The 19,896-nt window shown below is 69.5% G+C and carries 15 protein-coding genes and 2 pseudogenes; 15 read left to right on the top strand and 2 right to left on the bottom strand.

Features of this window, described 5'->3' with window-relative positions; translation table 11 throughout:
* The 11 genes and pseudogenes from U5K29_06300 to ispG all read left to right on the top strand — a co-directional run bounded on the left by U5K29_06300 (position 1) and on the right by ispG (position 12,265).
* Positions 1-840: pseudogene (locus U5K29_06300) on the top strand (tyrosine-type recombinase/integrase).
* Between the two features lie 8 nt (positions 841-848).
* Positions 849-1,628 (top strand): RNA polymerase sigma factor WhiG, encoded by a 780-nt coding sequence (whiG, locus tag U5K29_06295; GenBank protein MDZ7678142.1) that lies wholly within the window; start codon positions 849-851, stop codon positions 1,626-1,628.
* A gap of 107 nt (positions 1,629-1,735) precedes the next feature.
* Complete coding sequence (locus U5K29_06290; GenBank protein MDZ7678141.1) at positions 1,736-3,640, top strand: peptidoglycan DD-metalloendopeptidase family protein; 1,905 nt, start codon at positions 1,736-1,738, stop codon at positions 3,638-3,640.
* A 169-nt stretch (positions 3,641-3,809) separates the two neighbouring features.
* Positions 3,810-4,859: a 30S ribosomal protein S2 gene (gene rpsB / locus U5K29_06285; GenBank protein MDZ7678140.1), complete on the top strand. Its 1,050-nt coding sequence runs from the start codon at positions 3,810-3,812 to the stop codon at positions 4,857-4,859.
* Between the two features lie 6 nt (positions 4,860-4,865).
* Positions 4,866-5,660 (top strand): translation elongation factor Ts, encoded by a 795-nt coding sequence (gene tsf / locus U5K29_06280; protein MDZ7678139.1) that lies wholly within the window; start codon positions 4,866-4,868, stop codon positions 5,658-5,660.
* A 2-nt stretch (positions 5,661-5,662) separates the two neighbouring features.
* Entirely contained in the window at positions 5,663-6,442 is a 780-nt protein-coding gene (gene pyrH, locus U5K29_06275; GenBank protein MDZ7678138.1) for a UMP kinase, read from the top strand.
* A gap of 64 nt (positions 6,443-6,506) precedes the next feature.
* A complete protein-coding gene (frr, locus tag U5K29_06270) occupies positions 6,507-7,076 on the top strand; it encodes a ribosome recycling factor (GenBank protein MDZ7678137.1) in 570 nt (189 codons plus the stop codon).
* A 51-nt stretch (positions 7,077-7,127) separates the two neighbouring features.
* Positions 7,128-8,510 carry a phosphatidate cytidylyltransferase gene (locus tag U5K29_06265; GenBank protein ID MDZ7678136.1) on the top strand — a complete coding sequence of 461 codons (1,383 nt, stop codon included), beginning with the start codon at positions 7,128-7,130 and terminating at the stop codon, positions 8,508-8,510.
* Positions 8,511-8,524: 14 nt separating this feature from the next.
* Positions 8,525-9,694 carry a 1-deoxy-D-xylulose-5-phosphate reductoisomerase gene (locus U5K29_06260; GenBank protein ID MDZ7678135.1) on the top strand — a complete coding sequence of 390 codons (1,170 nt, stop codon included), beginning with the start codon at positions 8,525-8,527 and terminating at the stop codon, positions 9,692-9,694.
* 107 nt (positions 9,695-9,801) lie between these two features.
* Positions 9,802-11,025 (top strand): site-2 protease family protein, encoded by a 1,224-nt coding sequence (locus U5K29_06255; GenBank protein ID MDZ7678134.1) that lies wholly within the window; start codon positions 9,802-9,804, stop codon positions 11,023-11,025.
* Positions 11,026-11,035: 10 nt separating this feature from the next.
* A complete protein-coding gene (ispG, locus tag U5K29_06250) occupies positions 11,036-12,265 on the top strand; it encodes a flavodoxin-dependent (E)-4-hydroxy-3-methylbut-2-enyl-diphosphate synthase (protein MDZ7678133.1) in 1,230 nt (409 codons plus the stop codon).
* Positions 12,266-12,301: 36 nt separating this feature from the next.
* Here the strand turns inward: ispG and U5K29_06245 are convergent, their stop codons facing one another.
* The gene (locus U5K29_06245) at positions 12,302-13,669 is read right to left on the bottom strand and encodes an MFS transporter (GenBank protein ID MDZ7678132.1); all 1,368 of its coding nucleotides are present in this window, start codon (positions 13,667-13,669) and stop codon (positions 12,302-12,304) included.
* Between the two features lie 74 nt (positions 13,670-13,743).
* On the opposite strand from U5K29_06245, the gene proS reads away from it, so the two are divergent.
* Positions 13,744-15,168, top strand: coding sequence for a proline--tRNA ligase (gene proS / locus U5K29_06240; protein ID MDZ7678131.1), 1,425 nt, complete (start codon positions 13,744-13,746; stop codon positions 15,166-15,168).
* 188 nt (positions 15,169-15,356) lie between these two features.
* A pseudogene (locus U5K29_06235) lies at positions 15,357-16,022 on the top strand (class I SAM-dependent methyltransferase).
* Between the two features lie 61 nt (positions 16,023-16,083).
* Here the strand turns inward: U5K29_06235 and U5K29_06230 are convergent.
* Positions 16,084-17,355 (bottom strand): hypothetical protein, encoded by a 1,272-nt coding sequence (locus U5K29_06230; GenBank protein MDZ7678130.1) that lies wholly within the window; start codon positions 17,353-17,355, stop codon positions 16,084-16,086.
* 198 nt (positions 17,356-17,553) lie between these two features.
* Between U5K29_06230 and rimP the strand changes: the two genes are divergently transcribed.
* Positions 17,554-18,111 (top strand): ribosome maturation factor RimP, encoded by a 558-nt coding sequence (gene rimP, locus U5K29_06225; GenBank protein MDZ7678129.1) that lies wholly within the window; start codon positions 17,554-17,556, stop codon positions 18,109-18,111.
* Positions 18,108-19,502 (top strand): transcription termination factor NusA, encoded by a 1,395-nt coding sequence (gene nusA / locus U5K29_06220; protein ID MDZ7678128.1) that lies wholly within the window; start codon positions 18,108-18,110, stop codon positions 19,500-19,502. The genes rimP and nusA overlap by 4 nt, the downstream gene beginning before the upstream one ends.
* Positions 19,503-19,896: the final 394 nt, after the last annotated feature.

Below are 19,896 nucleotides of genomic sequence, written 5' to 3'. Positions count from 1 at the left end.
CCGGCGACACGCCGGGCGTATCGGTCCGACCTCGACGCCTTCGTGACCTGGGTGGCCCGATCCGGAGTCGACGACCCCGCCTCGGTCCGCCGGATCCACCTGAGGCGCTATCTCGCTCATCTCGCCACCAGGGGGTACGCCCGCCGCTCGGTCGGCCGCAAGGCCTCGTCGCTACGGCGGTACTTCGCCTGGGCGCACTCCTGCGGGCTGGTCGACACCGATCCCGCGGTCTCGCTGTCCGCGCCGTCGGGCACCGGCCGGCTGCCGCGGGTGCTGCGCGACGACGAGCTCGACGCCCTGCTCGAGCCGTCGCCTCCTGCCGACGGCACCGCGCCGGTGGCCGACGACCCGATCTCGCTGCGCGACGACGCCGTCATCGAGCTGCTCTACGGTTCAGGGCTTCGCGTCGGCGAGTTGTGCGGCCTCGTCGCCGGCGACCTCGACCTGAGCCGTCGCCAGGTCCGGGTCTGGGGCAAGGGCGACAAGCAGCGACGCGTGCCGTTGTCGGCCGCCGCGGCCCAGGCGGTCCGCGCGTGGATCGACCTCGGGCGGGATCAGATGGACCGGGGCGAGGGCAGCGGCGCGCTGTTCCTCAACCGTCGGGCCAAGCCGCTCACCCCACGCGACGTGCGACGCATCCTCGACACCAGGTCACTGAACCCGGTGAACCCCCACGCGTTGCGCCACACCTTCGCCACCCACCTCCTCGACGGCGGCGCCGATCTGCGCTCGGTTCAAGAGTTGCTCGGCCATGCCGACGTGGGTACCACTCAGATCTACACGCACGTGAGCACCGAGCGCCTCCAGCAGGTGCACGAGGCCACCCACCCCCGCGGATAGGGAACTCAGTGGATCACGACCCCCTCGACATCGATGAGATCTGGAACGAGTTCAAGCGCACCGGCGACCGGGGTGTCCGCGACCAGTTGATCCTGCACTACTCGCCGCTGGTGAAGTTCGTCGCCGGGCGCATGGCGGTGGGTCTGCCCCAGAACGTCGAACAGGCCGACCTGGCCAGCTACGGAGTCTTCGGGCTCATCGACGCCATCGAGAAGTTCGAGCCGGCCAGGGGGTTCAAGTTCGAGACCTACGCGATCTCTCGCATCAAGGGCGCCATCCTCGACGAGCTCCGATCCATCGACTGGGTTCCTCGCTCGGTGCGGGCCAAGGCCCGAGCGGTGGAGAACGCCTACTCGACGCTCGAGTCGAAGCTGCACCGCACGCCCACCGACAGCGAGATCGCCGCCGAGCTCGACGTCAGCGAGGAGCAGCTGCAGGCGACCTTGAGCCAGATCTCGTTCGTGGGTCTGGCGGCGCTGGACGAGACGTTGTCGATGGGCGGGGGAGAGCGCGAGTCGTTCACCCTGGGCGACACGATCGCCGACAAGCGAGACGGCCCGGTCGACGCGTTCGAGGTCGAGGAGATGCGGTCGCTGCTGGCTGACTCCATCAACCGCATGCCCGAGCGCGAGAAGATCGTGCTCACCCTCTACTACTACGAGGGTCTCACCCTCGCCGAGATCGGCGAGGTCCTCTCGGTCACCGAGAGTCGTGTGTGTCAGATCCACACCAAGGCGGTGCTCCAGCTGCGGTCCAGGATCTCCGCATCGCAGCGCGAGCTGGCGTAGCCGTCACCCGGTCGCGTCACACCGTGGAGCGGCCCGGAGCCTGACCCGCCCACCACCACTTCCCCCGAACCACTTCCCCCCGAACCGCTGTTGTCGGGAGTGGTCCCATGGTGGTGCGCGTCACGGCGCTCATTGTTGTGCTCGGGGCAGTCGCTGCCCTCCTCGTCCCTGTTCCCGCGCGTGCCGACGAGGGTTCCGGTGCGGTCACCTACGAGCATCCGGTCGACGCCGAGATCATCGACGGGTTCAGACCCCCGCTCACCCGCTTCGGGCCCGGCAACCGGGGGGTCGAGTACGCCACCGCGCCCGGAGATGAGATCCGGGCCGCGGCCGACGGTGTGGTCACCTTCGCCGGCCAGGTCGGGGGCGCCCTGCACGTCACGGTCGAGCACCCCGACCGGCGCCTGACCAGCTACTCGGGTGTCGGTGAGCTGTCGGTCCGGCTGGGCCAGCAGGTGGCCGCAGGCCAGGTCGTTGCCCGCGCAGGTGGGGTCACCCACGTAGGCGTTCGCGAGCAGGGTCGCTACGTCGACCCCGAGGCGCTCTTCGGGGCGGGACCGATCGCGGTGCGGCTGGTGCCCGAGTCGCCCCTGGGCGGCAGCGCCTGGACGACCCCGGGCCAGCGTGCGGCCGAGCTCCGGCTGATCGCCCTCGACCTGGGGGGAGGCGGTGGTTTCGGGGTGCTCGGCCGCCTGGGAGGCGCGCTGATGGGAGCGGGCGGGTGGATGATCGACAGCGGCACGACCGTGCTCGGGATGCAGCTCGAGGCCGCCCGGTGGTTGGGCACCTCCACCTCCGAGGTGGTCATGGCTGTTGCCCCGTACGTGGCGGAGGTGAGCTGGTATCTGGCCCCCTACGCCCTCGGTGCGGTCAACCCGTACCTCTCCGGGGTGGTCTTCGGGATCCTGGTCCCGCTCGCCCAGGGCGAGGTGCCCCCGATACTGCTGTTCACCTTCGACGTGCTCGAATCGCCCTGGCGCACGTTCGCGACGGTCGTCGAGTGGTGGCACCATCGCCAGATCTGCACCCCCGAGGGCGTCATCGCCGAGCAGCCGGCGGGTCGTCGGGTCGCGGTGTTGGTGGCTGGTCTGGACTCCAGCAGCGACGGGGCATCCATCGGCGAGCTCCGGACCGACGAGCTCGGCTACCACGAGGGTGATGTCATCGGGTTCAGCTATGCGGGCGGGCGTACCCCCGGTCACTTCGACGACGAGACCGCGTCGGCGACCGGGGACCTGGCCCACATCGAGGCGACCGCCTATGGCCCGGGAGCGTCCTCGACCGAGCTGGGCTCACGTGGCGCGCTGCTCGCAGACCTGCTGACCGAGGTAGCTCGCTCCGCGCCCGATGCCACCGTCGACCTCTACGCCCACTCCCAGGGTGGCGTCGTGGCGCGCCTGGCCCTGCGCGAGCTGGAGTCCCGTGAGGGGGGACGGGAGGTGATCGAGCGCCTGGGGCTGGTGGCCACCATGGCCACGCCCCACCAGGGAGCCGATCTGGCCACGCTGTCGGTCGAGGCGAGCACGCTGTCCGGAGGGACGATCGCCCTCCGGGCCGTGGAGGGGGTCATCGGCTCGACCGCCGACCCGCGGGGTACCAATCTCCCCGACCTGTCCCGACGTTCCGACCTGCTCCTCGAGCTCGGGTCGAGACCCCTGCCCGACGGGCCCGACTACCTCAGCGCGGGAGCCAGCGGCGACCCCCTGGTCGCCGACCGCAGAACCCGGCTCGACGGGGCCCGCCACGTGACCGTGCCCATCGTGGGGACCGGCGCCCATGGCGCGGTGCCCGGGCACGAGACCACCACCAGGGAGCTGGCGCTGGGTCTGGCCGACATGGGTCCCGCGTGTCGGGGCTTGTTCGAGACCATGGGCGACCACCTCGCCTCCGAGATGGTGCTGACCGCGACCAGTCTGGGCGGTCTGGCCATCACCGCTGCGACTCTGCCCATTGGTCCCGACGACCTGGCGGGCGACCTGCTCGGCGATGCGCTCGGTGCCTCGGTCGGCTGATGATCGGGCTGGTGATGAGGTGGCTCTCGCCCGCTAGACTGCCGGGTCGGCCTGCTCGCGGGTCGCGCCCTCGGAACCCCGAAGGCGAATCCTCATCTCCAGCCGCATCGAACCACGGTCGCCTCCGGGCGTTGGTGCGGTGTTCGTCCAACCGATGGAAGGAGCCGTCATGACTGCTGTCGTGACCATGAAGCAACTGCTCGAGGCCGGGGTGCACTTCGGTCACCAGACGAGGCGCTGGAACCCCAAGATGCAGCGGTTCATCCACGGAGACCGCAACGGCATCTACATCATCGATCTCCAGCAGACCCTCCAGCGCATCGAGACCGCCTACACGTTCGTGCGCGACACCGTCGCCGGCGGCGGCACCATCTTGTTCGTCGGCACCAAGAAGCAGGCTCAGGGGCCGGTGCAGTCCTATGCCGAGAAGTCCGGGATGCCCTACATCAACGAGCGCTGGCTCGGCGGCATGCTCACCAACTTCGAGACCATGTCCAAGCGCGTGGCCAAGATGAAGGAGTACCAGCGCATGCGTGCCTCGGGTGAGTTCGAGGCGATGCCCAAGAAGGAAGCGCTGATGATCTCCCGTGAGCTCGACAAGCTCGAGCGGAACCTGGGTGGCATCCGCGACATGGAGCAGCTGCCCGACATCGTGTTCGTGCTCGACACCAAGAAGGAGCACATCGCGGTCACCGAGGCCAACAAGCTCGGCATCCCGATCGTGGCGGTGGTGGACACCAACTGCGACCCCGACATCATCCAGTACGTGATCCCCGGCAACGACGACGCCATCCGCTCCGGCGACCTCATGTGCCGGGTCATCGCCGACGCCGTTCTCGAGGGACGCTTCATCCGGTCCCGTCGCGAGGGTGGCGACAGCAGCGGCCCCCGTCGCAGCCTCCGCGAGGAGGACGAGATCGCCGCCCAGCAAGCCGAGGCCCGTCGTCAGGCTGCGCTTGCCGCAGCCGAGCGGGAGGCCCGCATCGCGTCCGGCGCCAGTGCCGAGGCCGCCCCGGCTGCGCCTGCTGAGGCTGCTCCTGCCGAGGCCGCTCCTGCGGAGACCTCCTCGCCTGCTCCGGCTGCCCCTGCCGAGGCCGCTCCTGCCGAGGCTGCTCCTGCGGAGACCTCCTCGCCTGCTCCGGCCGCTCCTGCCGAGGCCGCCCAGGATGCCACCACCCAGTCCGAGTCCGCCCCCGACGAGACCACCCAGGAGTCGTAACCCCCCATGTCCAGCATCACCGCCAAGGACGTCCAGGCGCTGCGTCAGGCCACCGGCGCCGGCATGATGGACGCCAAGAAGGCGCTCACCAACAACGACGGCGACTTCGACGCCGCCGCCAAGTGGCTCCGCGAGCAGGGTCTGGTCAAGGCCGCCAGCCGCAGCGATCGCGAGAACACCCAGGGAGCGGTCGCCATCGCCAGGGCCGACGGCGCCATCGCCATGGTCGAGCTCAAGTGCGAGACCGACTTCTCGGCCAAGGCCGACGACTTCATCAAGGCCGTCACCACCCTGGCCGAGGCGGTCGCAGCTCGGGGCGAGGGAGCGGTCAGTGAGCTGGCCGCCGAGGTCGACCAGATGAAGATCACCAAGAAGGAGAACATCGAGGTCGGCGAGGTGGTGCGCTGGGAGATCGGCGAGAGCGACATCGTCGACGCCTACCTCCACCTGCAGGACGGTCGTGGTGTCAACGGCGTGCTGGTCGAGCTCAGCGGCGGGTCCGTCGAGCTCGCCCACGACATCGCGGTCCACATCGCGTTCTCCAAGCCCGACTACCGCAGCCGCGACGAGGTGCCCACCGAGCTGGTCGAGGCCGAGCGCAGTGCGCTCATCGACCTCACCAAGGCCGAGGGAAAGCCCGAGGCCGCGCTCGACAAGATCGTCGAGGGTCGTCTCACCGGCTGGTTCAAGGAACGGGTTCTGCTCGAACAGAGCTTCGTGCGCGACGAGAAGCAGACCATCGCCCAACTGCTCGGCGACGCAAAGCTGGTGCGCTTCGACCAGATCGTGATCGGCAGCTGACCGTGACCGCGGCCGACCCCGACACCGGCACCGAGGCGAACCTCGATCCCGTGGCGTCCAAGCGAACGGCCCGATGGGATCGTGTGGTGCTGAAGGTGTCGGGCGAGGCGTTCGCGGGCGCCGCCAGCTACGGCATCGACGGTGCGACGGTGCGCGACATCGCCGAGGTGATCGTCGCCGTCAAGGCCGAGTTCGACGTCGACATCGCGGTGGTGGTCGGCGGCGGCAACATCTGGCGGGGGATGACCGGTCAGGGTGCGGGCATGGACCGCGCCCAAGCCGACTACATGGGCATGCTCGCCACCGTCATCAACGCCCTGGCCCTCCAGGACGTGCTCGAGCAGCTCGGTCAGCCGACCCGGGTGCAGAGCGCCATCCACATGGCCCAGGTGGCCGAGCCCTACATCCGCCGACGGGCCGTGCGCCACCTCGAGAAGGGCCGAGTGGTGATCTTCGCTGGAGGCAGCGGCAACCCCTTCTTCACCACCGACACCACTGCGGCGCTGCGGGCGGTCGAGATCGAGGCCGGAGCGTTGCTGAAGGGCACCCACGGAGGTACCGACGGCATCTACACCGACGACCCCCGCACCAATCCCGACGCCACCAAGCTCGATCAGATCACCTACCTCGACGTGATCAAGCAGGGGCTGCAGGCCATGGACTCCACTGCGGTCACGCTGTGCATGGAGAACGAGATGCCCGTCGTCTACTTCGACCTGCTCGGCCCCGGCAACGTGCGGTCCATCCTGGCGGGTGAGCCGGTCGGTACGCTGGTCACATGACCGTCGGTCCCCGATCTCCCGCGTCTCGCTCGGTGATGGTCCCCACCCCAGAGGCGGCAGCCCGATGAGCGAAGAGCTGGTCGAGCTCGTGCTCGACGACGCCGGCGACAAGATGCAGCGTGCGGTCGCCCACGCGCGCCACGAGTTCGGCTCCATCCGCACCGGGCGGGCAGCCCCGGCGCTGGTCGAGCGCCTGCCGGTCGAGGCCTACGGCGAGGAGATGGCCATGCAGCAGCTCGCCAGCTTCCAGGTCCCCGAGGCGCGCCAGCTGCTCATCACCCCGTTCGACAAGAACAACCTGGGCGCCATCGAGAAGGCACTGCAGCACTCCGACCTGGGGCTCACCCCCGGCAACGACGGCCACTCGATCCGGCTCAGCTTTCCGCCCCTCACCGAGGAGCGACGCAAGGACCTGGTCAAGGTGGTTCGCCAGATGGCCGAGGACGGTCGCATCGCGATCCGCAACGCCCGCCGCGACGCCCGCAAGGACCTCGAAGCCGCCCAGAAGGACGCGGAGATGTCAGAGGACGACCTCGCCCGAGCCGAAAAGGAGCTCGACAAGCGGACCCACGCCTACGAGGCCGAGATCACCGCAGCACTGGAGCAGAAAGAGACCGAGCTGCTCGAGGTCTGACCGGGCGGCTCTCGCCGCGGTCAGCTCCCCGGGAGCATCAGGAGGTCCTCCGTGGACGATCGACCCACCCACCCCGACGACGACGACGAGCAGGAGGGTTTCCGACTGCTCGGTGCGATGGATCCATCCGACGAGTCCGATCGGCCGGTCGAGCCCGACCAGGGTGCTGATCCCGCTGCCACCGAGGAGGATACGCCCCGACCGTTCCGCGCTCGCGATCTGCTCGGCGAGACCGACGACGAGTCGGGGCTCGGCGAGGCGCCTGCAAGCGAGGGCTCGGGATCGCACTCGTTGCCGCACTGGACCGACCCACCCACCGGTGAGGTCCCCCGGATCTTCAGCGATGGCGACGACGACCTGGCCCCGTGGGCGAGGGTGAGCACCTCCCAGCCGCGGTGGCGCGACCAGTCCAGCGGTTGGGACGATGCCGACCTGAGCATGCTGGGCGACGAACCTCCCCGAATGGGGGTGCGCGACGACCGCGCCGCGTCGGACGACTTCTTCACCTTCGACGACGCGCAGGCACCGCCCGATCCGTTGTCGGTGCCGCGGGAGCCGTCCGACCCCTACGGCGACCGTAGTGCCGACCCCTTCGCCGCCGACCGTGCACGAGGACCCGCCGCCGGACGCAACATGGGTCTCGCCTCGGTCGTGGGTGTCGCCCTGGCGGCGGGTGCGCTGGCACTGATCAGCGTCGGACCCGCGGCTGCCATGGTGCTGGTCGTCGTCGTGCTCGTCCTGGCTTCGGCCGAGCTGATGAGCACCCTGCGACGCGTCGGCTACTCGCCCCCCGCTCTCGTCGCCCTCGCGGCGGCGGTCACGATGCCGCTCGCCGCGTACTGGCGGGGCGAGTCGGGACTGGTGCTCGGTGCCATGCTCACGGTGCTGGTCGCACTGCTGTGGTACGTGCTCGACATCGGCGACGACCACGCCGTGCCCAACGTGGGCGTCACCGTGTTGACCGTGGCCTACGTGGCCGGGTTCGGCTCGTTCGCCGCCCTGTTGCTGCGCCTGCCCCACGGCACCGGGCTGTTGCTCGCCGCGGTGCTCGGGCCCATCGCCTACGACATCGTCGGACTGCTCGTCGGGCGCTCGATGGGACGCTCCCCGCTGTCGGCCATCAGCCCCAACAAGACCATCGAGGGCACGGTGGGGGGCATGGTCGCCGCGTTCCTGGTCACCTGGGCCGGTGTCGGCGGCGTGATCGGTGGGGGCATCACCCCGTTCAGCTCGCCGGGCGACGCCATCGTCCTGGGTGTCGTCCTCGCCCTGATCTCACCGCTCGGCGACCTGTGCGAGTCGATGATCAAGCGAGACCTCGGGGTCAAGGACATGGGCACGGTCCTGCCCGGACACGGCGGGGTGCTCGACCGCTTCGACGCCATCCTCGTCTCGCTGCCGGCCACCTACTACGTGGCCCACTTGGTTTTCTGACTCCGGAGCGACCCATGAGCGATGACCAGGCACGCACCAAGGTGTGCCTGCTCGGTTCGACCGGCTCGATCGGCACCCAGACCCTCGACGTCGTCGAGGCCGAATCCGACCGCTTCGAGGTGGTGGCGCTGGGCGCGGCACGGTCGGTCGAGCTGGTGGCCGAACAGGCACGCCGTCACCGGCCGCAGGTTGTCGCCATCGCCGACCCCGATGCCGCAGCGACGCTCGAAGCCCGTCTCCCGTCCGGTGTCGAGCTCCTGTCGGGGCCCGATGCGTTGGCCACCGCGGCCGCCATCGGCGATGTCGTGGTCAACGGGGTGGTCGGCTTCGCCGGGTTGGATGTCACCATCGCCGCGCTGGAGGCCGGTCACCGCCTGGCCCTGGCGAACAAGGAGTCGCTCATCGCCGGGGGTCCGGTGGTGAAGGCGGCGATGGCCACGCCGGGAGCCGAGATGGTGCCGGTCGACAGCGAGCACGCCGCGGTGCACCAGTGCCTGCGGGCCAACGACCGCCCCGAGCGGGTGGGGCGCATCATCCTCACCGCCAGTGGAGGCCCGTTCCGCGGACGCTCCCGTGCCGAACTGGCCGAGGTGACGATCGAGGATGCGCTGGCCCACCCCACCTGGTCGATGGGACCCAAGATCACCGTCGACTCGTCCACGCTCATGAACAAGGGCCTCGAGGTGATCGAGGCCCACCTGCTCTTCGACCTGGGGTTCGACCACATCGACGTCGTCGTGCACCCCCAGTCGATCGTGCACTCGATGGTCGAGTTCACCGACGGATCGACGATCGCCCAGCTGTCGCTGCCGGACATGCGTCTTCCCATCGGCTACGCCCTGGCGTGGCCGGACCGGATCGCCACTCCGTTCGGTCGCATCGACTGGGGCGACCTCGGCCGCCTCGACTTCGAACCGCCCGATCACGAGGCCTTCCCCTGCCTGGGGCTGGCCTACGAGGCCGGCCGGCAGGGCGGCACTGCGCCGGCCTGGCTCAACGCGGCCAACGAGGAGGCGGTCTCGGCGTTCCTCGCTGGGGAGATCGCCTGGACCACCATCCCCGACGTCGCGAATGGGGTCCTCGACGGGCATGATGGAGGGACCGCGACGTCGGTCGACGAGGTCGTGGAAGCCGATCGCATCGCCCGAGTCCTCGCCCGTCAACACATCGAGTCGAACCTGTGACCAACGTGGACGCTCGTTCCGAACCCGCCGATGCGGGCTCGGAGCGTCCCCCCGCAGAACCTCCACAACACCCGGCGCGGCCACCGGAGCCGACCGGCTCCAGCGCGATGCGTCTCGCGCTGCTCGTCGGCAGCGTGGTGCTGCTCGGACTGTGGGCAGGGCTGTCGGCGCTGGTGGTGGTGCTGGCCATCGTGGTGATGATCTTCCTGCACGAGCTCGGCCACTTCGTCACCGCCAGGGCAGCGGGCATGAAGTGCACCGAGTTCTTCATCGGGTTCGGACCCCGCATCTGGTCGTTCACCCGAGGCGAGACCGAGTACGGCATCAAGGCGATCCCCGCGGGGGCCTACGTCAAGGTGATCGGGATGACCAACCTCGAGGAGGTCGATCCCGCCGACGAGTCGCGCACCTACCGCGAGAAGCCCTACTGGCGGCGGATGTCGGTCGCAGTGGCGGGTTCGACCATGCACTTCATGATCGCCCTCCTCGCCATGTTGGTGTACTTCGCCGCGGTGGGTGCCGCCGAGGACGACAACTGGGAGGTCGGATACCTCGCGGGCCCCGAGCCCTCGTCGGTGAGCCCTGCGGAGCAGGCCGGTCTCGACGTCGGCGATCGGATCGTCGCCATCGACGGCGCCCCGGTGGTCACCTTCGACGACCTCCAAGACGTCCTCGGCGAGCACCGTCCCGGCGAGTCTGTCGGGGTGACGGTCAACCGCGACGGGCAGGCCATCGAGCGCACGGTCGATCTCGGCGAGTCGGGCGAGGGTGGCGCGTTCCTCGGCATCGGTGCGTACTACCCGCCGCAACGGCTGTCGCTTCCCTCGGCCGCCGTCCGTACGGTCACCGAGTTCGCCGAGGTCTCCCGGCTCACCGTCGAGGCCATCGGCCGGATCTTCAGTCCGTCGGGAATCTCCAGCTTCCTGGGCATGGCCGTCGACACCGCCCGAACCGACGCCCCCGACACCACCGCGTCCGACGAGACCGACATCGAAGCCCAAGGCGACCGGGTCCTGTCGATCTACGGCGCGGCCCGACTCGGCACTCAGATGGCCGACACCGGACCTGCGGGACTGTTGCTGTTCCTGGCACTGATCAACATCTTCATCGGCATCTTCAACCTGGTCCCGCTGCTCCCGCTCGACGGCGGCCACGTGGCCATCGCCACCTACGAACGTGTCCGCGAGGTGCTGTCTCGGTCCAAGGCCCGCTACCACGCCGATGTCGCCAAGCTGATCCCGCTCACCTACGCGGTGATCTTCGTGCTGGTGGGCATCGGCTTGGTGGCGCTGTACCTCGACATCGCCAGTCCTCTCGAGCTCCCCAACTGATCGGCTGACGATGGATCCAGGATCGGTCACCTTCCCCCGCCGCCCGACCCGCCAGATCATGGTTGGGTCTGTGCCCGTCGGCGGCGATGCGCCCGTCACCGTGCAGTCGATGACCATCACCAAGACCGCCGATGTCGAGGGCACCCTCCAGCAGATCTACGCCCTCGCTGCGGCAGGGTGCGACATCGTGCGCTGCACCTGCAACGAGAGCGAGGCGGCCGAAGGGCTGGCGCGCATCGTGCCGCGTTCGCCGGTGCCGATCATCGCCGACATCCATCACCAGTACCGCATGGCGCTGGCCGCGCTCGAGGCGGGAGTCCACGGTCTGCGGCTCAATCCCGGCAACATCCGCAAGCCCGAGCACATCAAGGCGGTGGCCACCGAGTGTCGCGATCGCGGTGTGCCGATCCGCATCGGGGTGAACGGCGGATCGCTCGATCCCGCCCTCTACGAGAAGCACGGCGGGCGGGTCACCCCCGAGGCGATGGTCGAATCGGCCATGATCGAGCTTGCCTACTTCCACGAGGTCGACTTCGACCACGTCAAGATCTCGGTCAAGGCATCCAACGTGCCGTTGATGATCGAGGCCTACCGCCAGCTCAGCGAGGCCACCGACCACCCGCTGCACCTCGGGGTCACCGAAGCCGGCCCACCCCCCGCAGGTGTGGTCAAGGCCACCGCGGGCCTCGCCACCCTGCTGGCGGAGGGGATCGGCGACACGATCCGGTACTCGCTCACCGCCGACCCCGTCGAGGAGGCCCGCGCCGGGCGCCAGCTGCTCGAGGCCTTGGGGCTCCGTGAGCGCAAGTCGATCGACCTCATCGCCTGTCCGAGCTGCGGGCGGGCCGAGGTCGATGTCATCCAGGTGGCGGCCGACGCCCAGGCCGCGTTCGGCGAGCGCGAGATCCCGCTGCAGGTGGCGGTGATGGGGTGTGTGGTGAACGGTCCGGGCGAAGCGCGCGACGCCGACCTGGGCATCGCCGCAGGGCGGGGGAGAGGCCATCTGTTCGTGAAGGGCCAGAACGTGGCGGTGGTTCCCGAGGACGAGATGGTGGGCCAGCTGGTCGAGTGGGCCGAGTTCATCGTCGAGCACGGCACCGACGCCGCCCTGGCCAGGGTCGACACCGAGAAGGCGGCGCGCGAGGCCGAGCGCGACCGGGCACGGTTGCTCGACGACAAGGGCACCGACGCCAACGCCAGCGAGGCCCGGGTCGAGGTCATCCGCAACCTCACCCGCTGAGCGGCAGTCGACGGCGCTTCGGTCCGTGCCAGCGACCTACTCGTCGTCGATGACCACCACGGGGATCTCCTCGGTGTCGAACACCGGCTCGTCCTCCTCGTCGTAGGCCTCGGGGTACATCGCCGACACCAGCACCGACGAACCGCGGGCGGGAACGGGGGCGAAGTGGGTCTGCTCGCCAACCGGTCGCGGTGGCCGGACCACGATCCGCCACGCGGCGAACACTGCCACCGCCACGTGCACGACGGCCAGGAACCAGAAGAACCCCGCGGCGCCGATGGTGGCCATCGCTGTCGATGCCAGGATCGGTCCTCCGATGGCCCCCATGCCGCTGGACATGATGAGCCGGCTTCCCGCCCCGACCATCTGCTCGTGGGCGATCCAGTCGTTGGTGTGGGCGTTCACGAGAGGGTAGAGCGGGAGCGAGAACCCTCCGAGGAGGCCGATGACCGCAAGCAGGACGACTCCGTTGGGACCCATGGTGCCGACGACGCACAAGCCCGCTGCCACTGCCGCGGCGGCGCTGATGATGCGGCGCCGGTCGGTGTGGTCGGAGAGCCATCCGATCGGCCACTGCAGCACCGCTCCGCCGAGGATGGCGACGAGCATGAACGTCGCGGTCTCGGCGAGGGTCAGCCCTCGGAGCTGGGCGTAGATGACCCCGACACCGAAGATCGCGCTCGACGCGGCGCCGGACAGGATCGCCCCCACGACCCCCAGCGGCGCGGCCTCGAACACCGTCTTGAGCCTGACGGGTGTGGGTTGGAGGAACCGGGGTGCGGAACGCACCGACAGCGCGGCGGGGACCAGCGCGAGCGAGACCAGCACCGAGGTGAGGATGAACAGCTCGAAGCCGCTGGGATCGGCCAGGTTCAACAGCAGCTGACCTGCTCCCATGCCACCGCTCACCACCACTCCGTAGAGCGACAGCATCGAGCCGCGGGTCTCGTTGGTGGCGGTGTCGTTGAGCCAGCTCTCGGCCACGACGAACAGGCCCGCCATGCAGAACCCCGACGCCACGCGGAAGGCGACCCATCCGGCGGGAGCGACGGCGAGGGCGTGGAGCAGCACGGTGCTCGACGCGATGGATGCGAAGGCGGCGAAGACCCGGATGTGGCCGACGGTGGCCACCAGCTTGGGCGCTTGGGTGGAGCCGAGCAGGTAGCCGAGGTAGTAGCTCGACATCACGACACCGACCGTGGTCGTGTCGAAGCCCTCGAAGTTGGCTCGGAGACCGAGCAGGCTCCCTTGGAGCCCGGTGCCGAGCATCAGCAGGGTGATGCCGACGAGCAACGCCCATGCCGAGCCGATCGCATGGCGGAGCGCGACGAAGCTGGAGACGTGGTGGTCGGCGTCGGCGATCCGGGTCGCGGCGCTGGCAGAGAGGGCAGTGGGATCCGACACCGATCGCTGACCCTAGCGGGTGCGGCGTCAACACCGAATCGGCGATGGTGCCCATCCGGGTAGGCTCGCCGTCCATGGCTGCTCGAGTGCTCACACCCCAGGCCGAGGACTTCCCTCGTTGGTACCAGGACGTCGTCGCCAAGGCCGAGCTGGCCGAGAACGGCCCGGTGCGGGGGACCATGGTCATCCGGCCCTACGGCACCGCCATCTGGGAGCGGATGCAGCGCGAGGTCGACGACCGGATCAAAGAGGCCGGGGCCTCCAACGTGTCGTTCCCCCTGTTCATCCCCGAGTCGTACCTGCAGCGCGAAGCCGACCACGTCGAAGGCTTCAGCCCCGAGCTTGCCGTGGTCACCCACGCCGGGGGCAAGGACCTCGACGAACCGGTGGTGGTGCGACCCACCTCCGAAACCGTGTTCGGCGAGTACATGGCCAAGTGGATCCAGGGCCATCGCGACCTCCCCCTGCTGTTGAACCAATGGGCCAACGTGGTCCGTTGGGAGCTGCGTCCACGGATCTTTCTGCGCACCACCGAGTTCCTGTGGCAAGAGGGACACACCGCGCACGCCACCGAGGTCGATGCCCGCGAGTACGCGCTGAGGATCCTCCACGAGGTCTACCGCGACTTCATGGTCGAGGTGTTGGGCATCCCGGTGTTCATCGGCCGCAAGACAGCGAGGGAGCGCTTCGCCGGCGCGATCAACACCCTCACCTGCGAAGCGATGATGGGCGACGGCAAGGCGCTGCAGATGGGCACCAGCCACGAGCTCGGTCAGAACTTCGCCAAGGTGTTCGGGATCGACTACCTCGATGCCGACGGTCAGCTCCAGCTCACCTGGACCACGTCGTGGGGAGTGTCCACCCGCATGATCGGTGGTCTGATCATGGCTCACGGCGATGACGACGGGCTGAGGGTGCCGCCCCGGCTCGCTCCGATCCAGGTGGTCGTCATGGTCGTCCGCGATGACGAGGAGTGCCTCGAGCGAGCCCGTCTCATGGTCGAGGAGATCCGCCTCGCGGGGATCCGGGCCGAGCTCGACGACCGCGTCGAGGTGTCGTTCGGGCGGCGCTCAACGGACTGGGAGCTCAAGGGGGTTCCCGTCCGGGTCGAGGTCGGTCCTCGCGATCTCGCCGCCGGTGTCGTCACCGTGGTGCGCCGGGATCTGCCCTCGGACTCGCCCGATCGCAAGACCACCACCGGCGTGGTCGACATGGCCGGGTCGGTCCGCTCGGCCCTCGACGCGGCCCAGTGGTCGCTGCACGACCAAGCGGTGGCCACGGTGGCGAACGGGCTGGTCGACGTCTCCACCATCGACGAGGCGATCGAGGCTGCCGCGACCGGGTTCGCCCGTATCCCGTGGGACCTGGTCGGCGATGCCGGCGAGGACACGCTCGCCGAGCACTCGATCACCGTCCGCTGCCTGCAGCGCCCCGACGGCTCGGTTCCGGGCTCGGCCGACGAGGCAGACCTCGTGGCACTGGTCGCCCGCGCCTACTGAACCGTCCCGGCGAACTCGGCGCGCCTGGCGACGCCTCCTGTACGATCTCGCATCTGGGTGCTTCGGACCTCCACCGACAAGGAGGATCGAACGTGACCAGCACGGCCGAGGAGTTCTACGACGATGCAAGCTCGCGGGCGGCCTACCTGCGACATCGACACGGGGGAGCGTCGAGTCCCAACGTGGTGATGGAACAGCCGAACCTCGTCGAGATGCTCGGCGATCTGTCCGGCTCGCCCGTCCTCGACCTGGGGAGCGGCGATGGATCGACGGCACCGCTGGTGAGACAGCTGGGTGCGGCCCGCTATGTGGGCATCGACGCCTCGATGGCGATGGTCGAGCTGGCGCGTGTTCAGCATGCAGCCGACGGTGTGGACTTCTGGCGGATCGCGATCGAAGAGCTCAGCACCGAGCTCAGCACCTAGCTCGGCACCTCGCTCGGCACGTTCGACCTCGTGCTGTCGAGGATGGCGCTGCACTACGTGGCTGACCTCGAGGACGCGGTCGCGAGCGTGCGCCGATCGCTCGGTCCAGGTGGTCGGTTCGTGTTCTCGGTGTGCTATCCGGTCATCACTTCGAACGAAGGACGAGGGCACGGTCGCCGGGCCGACTGGACCGTCGACGACTCCTTCGTGCGCGGTCCCCGCGAGCGGCCGTGGTTCGGATCGACGGTGGTCTGGCACCACCGCACCGTCGAGGACTACCTGCGTGTCCTCATCGACGTGGGGTTCCGGCTCGATGGCGTCCGGGAGTGCGAGCCCTCTCCTGCCCTGCTCGCCGATGACGGTGCCGAGCTCGAACGTCGGCGTCGAGTGCCACTCGTGCTGCTGGTCGCCGCCTCCATCGAAGGCTGACTCGGAACGAGGCGCGCGAAGCACCGGCCGAACCGGGCTGCTCCGCTGCGGACCACGCTCGTCAGCTGGTGCTGGTGCTGGTGCTGGTGCTGCGGGCCTGGTTGGGATGCCTCGGGTCGTCGGGTGGGACGAAGGCTCGGATCCCCTTGCCGTGGACGAGGCGCCAGCCCTTCGAGGTCTTGAGGCCGTGGTGGTGTGTGCAGAGCCACTCCAACCAGCCCAACAGGGTGACCTCGGTCGGGGCCCAGTCGATGCGGTGGTCGATCTCGAGGCCCATCGTGCGGTCGCACCCTTCGGCTCGACACCGTGGGTTCAGCCACTCGAGGGCCGTGCGCTGGTGGGCGGTGGGGTCGCGCCCGAGGTGGGCCACCGTGGCCACGTCGACCCCCTTGGTGACGACCGCGGCGAGGATCGGGTTGCCGGTCGCGAGCATGTCGCGCAGCGCGGCGACCGGGATGGGGCCATGGCCTGGGATGTCGCACACCTCGTCACCGGTGGGGTAGCCACGCAGAAGGGTGGCGAGGTCGACTCGGACGATGACCTTCGCGACGTTGACCCCGGGGCGGATGGGTTCCAGGCCGTCGAGGTCGAGGCTCGGCTGGGTCGCGGGGGTGAGCACGCTCCCGTTGGCCGCGGCTCGAGCCATGTCGAGGAACGCGTCGGCGCTGCGCTGGTCGAAGCTTGGTCGCTCGCCGGTCGAGCTGTCGGCCCCGCCGGAACGGAAGAGCCGGTCGCGGTAGGCCGACACCACCGCCCAGACCTCGGCGACGTCCTCGGTCGAGGACCGGAATCGGATCTCGGCCGAGCCGTCGTGGTTCTGGTGCTTCCACGCACCCCGTTCGCGGCGAGCCCGCCGATGGCGTTCGGCTTCGTCGTCGGGAGCCGCAGCAGCCCGCACCCGGGCGCACTCCTCTTCGAGCTGGCCGATGCCTCGCGTCGTGGCGATGCGGAGCAGGCGCGACTCGGCTCGCCGGTCGACCAGCGCGGCACCGCAGATGGCCGCGGCCTGACGCAGCGACACCTCACCGGCTCGGTACGCCTCATCCGTGGCCGCCAGCTGATCGGTGGCGCCGACGACGTCGAGGGCGGTCTTCGCTGCGCCAAGCCCCACTCCCGAGACCCGGGCGAGGTGGTGGGCTTCGGTGCGATCGCCGCATCGACGGTGCGCACCGGTCTGGCCCACCCGCCGGGCGGACCGGGCGGCGAGGGCCCCCGCAGCGTGGGAGAGGCGGGCCGCAGCGGCCGTCAGGTCTTCGGCATGGCGCGGCTCGAGCGCGTCGACATCGATCGCCGCCACCGTGTCGGTGACCCTGGCCAGCGCTGCTGCATCCATGCGTCAAGTATGCAGAGGGGGTACGACAGTGAACGAGACCGATCGAGGTGGCGACCTGACCCGGCTCAGCCCGCCGAACGGTTGTCGTGAGGTATACTCCGGGTCCTCGCTCTAGTACGCAGTGTCGCACGAAGGCGTGGGCTTCGGCCCACGCCTTTGTTGTGAGAGCAGCCGGACAACGACCGCTGGGAGGTGACGATGACCAGGATCGACGAGGTGCGCGCCATCGCCGAACCCATCGTCGCGACCCACGGGTTCGAGCTCTACGATCTCGACCAGCACGGTCCCACCCTGCGGGTCACCGTCACCGGCGTGGGCGGCGCCCAGGCCCCGGGGATCGACGATCTCGGCGTCATCACCAAGGAGATCTCACGGGCCCTCGACGAGGTCGATCCCATCGACGGTCGGTACACCCTCGAGGTCTCGACTCCCGGGCTCGAGCGCAAGCTTCGCACCCCCGAGCACTTCCGGCGAGCGGTCGGCGAGACCGTCACGGTCAAGGTGCGCGAGCCCGCCCAGCCCGCCCGACGCGTCCGTGGCGTGGTGCTCGGTGCCGACGACGAGGCCGTGACCATCCGACACGACGCCACCTCCGGGGCCGCTGAGGACTCCGGCGCCGACGACAGCGAGGCCCGCCTCGCCTACGACACGATCGACTCTGCCCGCACGGTGTTCGAGTGGGGCATGACCCCGCCCGATGCCAACTCCAACCCGAGCGCGCCCGACGAGGGTTCCACCAGGAGGTCCAACCGATGAGCAACCCCGAGATGATGGAGGCGCTGCAGGCGTTGGCGACCGACAAGGGCATCTCGGTCGAGACGCTCTTCGGGGCGCTCGCGGACGCGCTCGAGTCGGCCTACAAGCGCATGCCCGAGGCCCACGAGTACGCCTGGGTGACCATCGATCCCGACACCTTCGAGATCCGGGTGCTGGCCCAGGACCTCGACGAGGAGGGCGAACCGGTCGGTCCCGAGCTCGACGTCACCCCCGCCAACTTCGGTCGCATCGCGGCACAGACCGCGAAGCAGGTCATGATGCAGCGCATCCGCGAGGCCGAGCGCGAGCTCAAGTACGAGGAGTACGCCGGTCGCGAAGGCGACATCGTCACCGGCATCGTCCAGCAGAGCGACAGCCGCTACACCCTGTTGGACCTCGGGCGGGTCGAGGCGCTGCTCCCGCAGGCCGAGCAGGTCCCCTACGAGCGCCCCGAGGCCAGCGGGCGCCTCAAGGCCTACATCGTCGAGGTCCGCAAGACCGCGAAGGGCCCCCAGATCGTGGTGAGCCGCACCCACCCCGGCCTCATCAAGCGCCTCTTCGAGCTCGAGGTCCCCGAGATCGCCGACGGCATCGTCGAGATCAAGGCGTGCGCTCGCGAACCGGGGCACCGCACCAAGATCGCCGTCTGGTCCAACGACTCCAACGTCGACCCGGTCGGTGCCTGCGTCGGAGCCCGTGGCGCCAGGGTCCGCATGGTGGTCAACGAGCTGCGTGGCGAGAAGATCGACATCGTGCCCTTCTCCGACGACCCGCCCGACTTCGTCATGAAGGCGTTGTCGCCGGCGAGGGTCAAGGAGGTTCGCATCGACGAGGAGTCCGGAACGGCCACGGTGATCGTGCCGGACTACCAGCTGTCGCTCGCCATCGGCAAGGAAGGCCAGAACGCTCGTCTGGCGGCGCGCCTCACCGGGTGGCGGGTCGACATCAAGAGCGAGACCCAGCTCGCCGAGGAGGAGTCCTATGCCGGCGAGGAGTGGGCCGAGGGCGAGTGGATCGTCGATCCCGAGTCGGGTGAGCAGATGTGGCAGCCCGCCGAGGGCGGCCCCGCGCTGTCGCTCGAGGAGTGGTCGGCCAGCGTCGAGGAAGGGTCGGAGAACGAGGCGGAGCTGACCGACACCGAGCCGCTCGACGCCGAGGAGGCAGCGGTCGTCGACGGCGGCCGCGCATCGCTCGACGACCTCGCGGTCGAGGTCGAGGAATCCGATCAAGCCGACGAAGCCGATCAGGCCGAGGAATCCGAGCCGACAGCCGGATCGGCGGACACGGCGGCGGCTGAGTCCGCGTCGGTCGCCGACGAGCCGGTCGCCACCTCAGCCGATGCCGCTGCCGACACCGAATCGGTGGCCGACGACGGAGACGAGACGCCATAGCGACGCGGCGGGACCGTGTCCCGATCCGCACCTGCATCGGCTGTCGGCGTCCGGCACCACAGCCCGATCTGGTGCGAACGGTGCGACGACCCGACGGATTCGTGGTCATCGGTCCTACCCTGGAGGGACGTGGCGCCTGGCTCTGTCGAGGCCCCACGACCTGCCTCGCCGAGGCGACCAAGCGGAAGGCCTTCTCCCGGGCGTTCCGGGCTCCGATCACAGGGATCCTCGTGAGCGAGGACGACCTCGGTTCTGAGCCGCCGACACGCTCCCCGGGGCACACGCCCAAGCGCTGACCTCCCCGGCATTCGTGCCGGTGGGGACAGTGCGCGAGACTGGTCCTTCGGTCCACGAGGGGTCCTGGCGCGCCACCCCCGGACACCCACCACGAGCA

The sequence above is a fragment of the Acidimicrobiales bacterium genome, assembly GCA_034521975.1.
Classification (GTDB): Bacteria; Actinomycetota; Acidimicrobiia; order Acidimicrobiales; family SKKL01; genus SKKL01.
Note: the sequence above shows the minus strand (reverse complement) of the source record. Positions and strands in the feature narration are given on the sequence as shown.

What these genes read in the sequence shown, in the direction of transcription:
- U5K29_06290 (MDZ7678141.1), top strand. Translation starts at nt 1,736, where the DNA reads ATGGTGGTGCGCGTCACGGCGCTCATTGTTGTGCTCGGGGCAGTCGCT.
- tsf (MDZ7678139.1), top strand. Translation starts at nt 4,866, where the DNA reads ATGTCCAGCATCACCGCCAAGGACGTCCAGGCGCTGCGTCAGGCCACC.
- nusA (MDZ7678128.1), top strand. Translation starts at nt 18,108, where the DNA reads ATGAGCAACCCCGAGATGATGGAGGCGCTGCAGGCGTTGGCGACCGAC.
- U5K29_06230 (MDZ7678130.1), bottom strand. Translation starts at nt 17,355, where the DNA reads ATGGATGCAGCAGCGCTGGCCAGGGTCACCGACACGGTGGCGGCGATC.
- ispG (MDZ7678133.1), top strand. Translation starts at nt 11,036, where the DNA reads ATGGATCCAGGATCGGTCACCTTCCCCCGCCGCCCGACCCGCCAGATC.
- U5K29_06260 (MDZ7678135.1), top strand. Translation starts at nt 8,525, where the DNA reads ATGAGCGATGACCAGGCACGCACCAAGGTGTGCCTGCTCGGTTCGACC.
- proS (MDZ7678131.1), top strand. Translation starts at nt 13,744, where the DNA reads ATGGCTGCTCGAGTGCTCACACCCCAGGCCGAGGACTTCCCTCGTTGG.
- rimP (MDZ7678129.1), top strand. Translation starts at nt 17,554, where the DNA reads ATGACCAGGATCGACGAGGTGCGCGCCATCGCCGAACCCATCGTCGCG.
- rpsB (MDZ7678140.1), top strand. Translation starts at nt 3,810, where the DNA reads ATGACTGCTGTCGTGACCATGAAGCAACTGCTCGAGGCCGGGGTGCAC.
- frr (MDZ7678137.1), top strand. Translation starts at nt 6,507, where the DNA reads ATGAGCGAAGAGCTGGTCGAGCTCGTGCTCGACGACGCCGGCGACAAG.
- U5K29_06255 (MDZ7678134.1), top strand. Translation starts at nt 9,802, where the DNA reads ATGCGTCTCGCGCTGCTCGTCGGCAGCGTGGTGCTGCTCGGACTGTGG.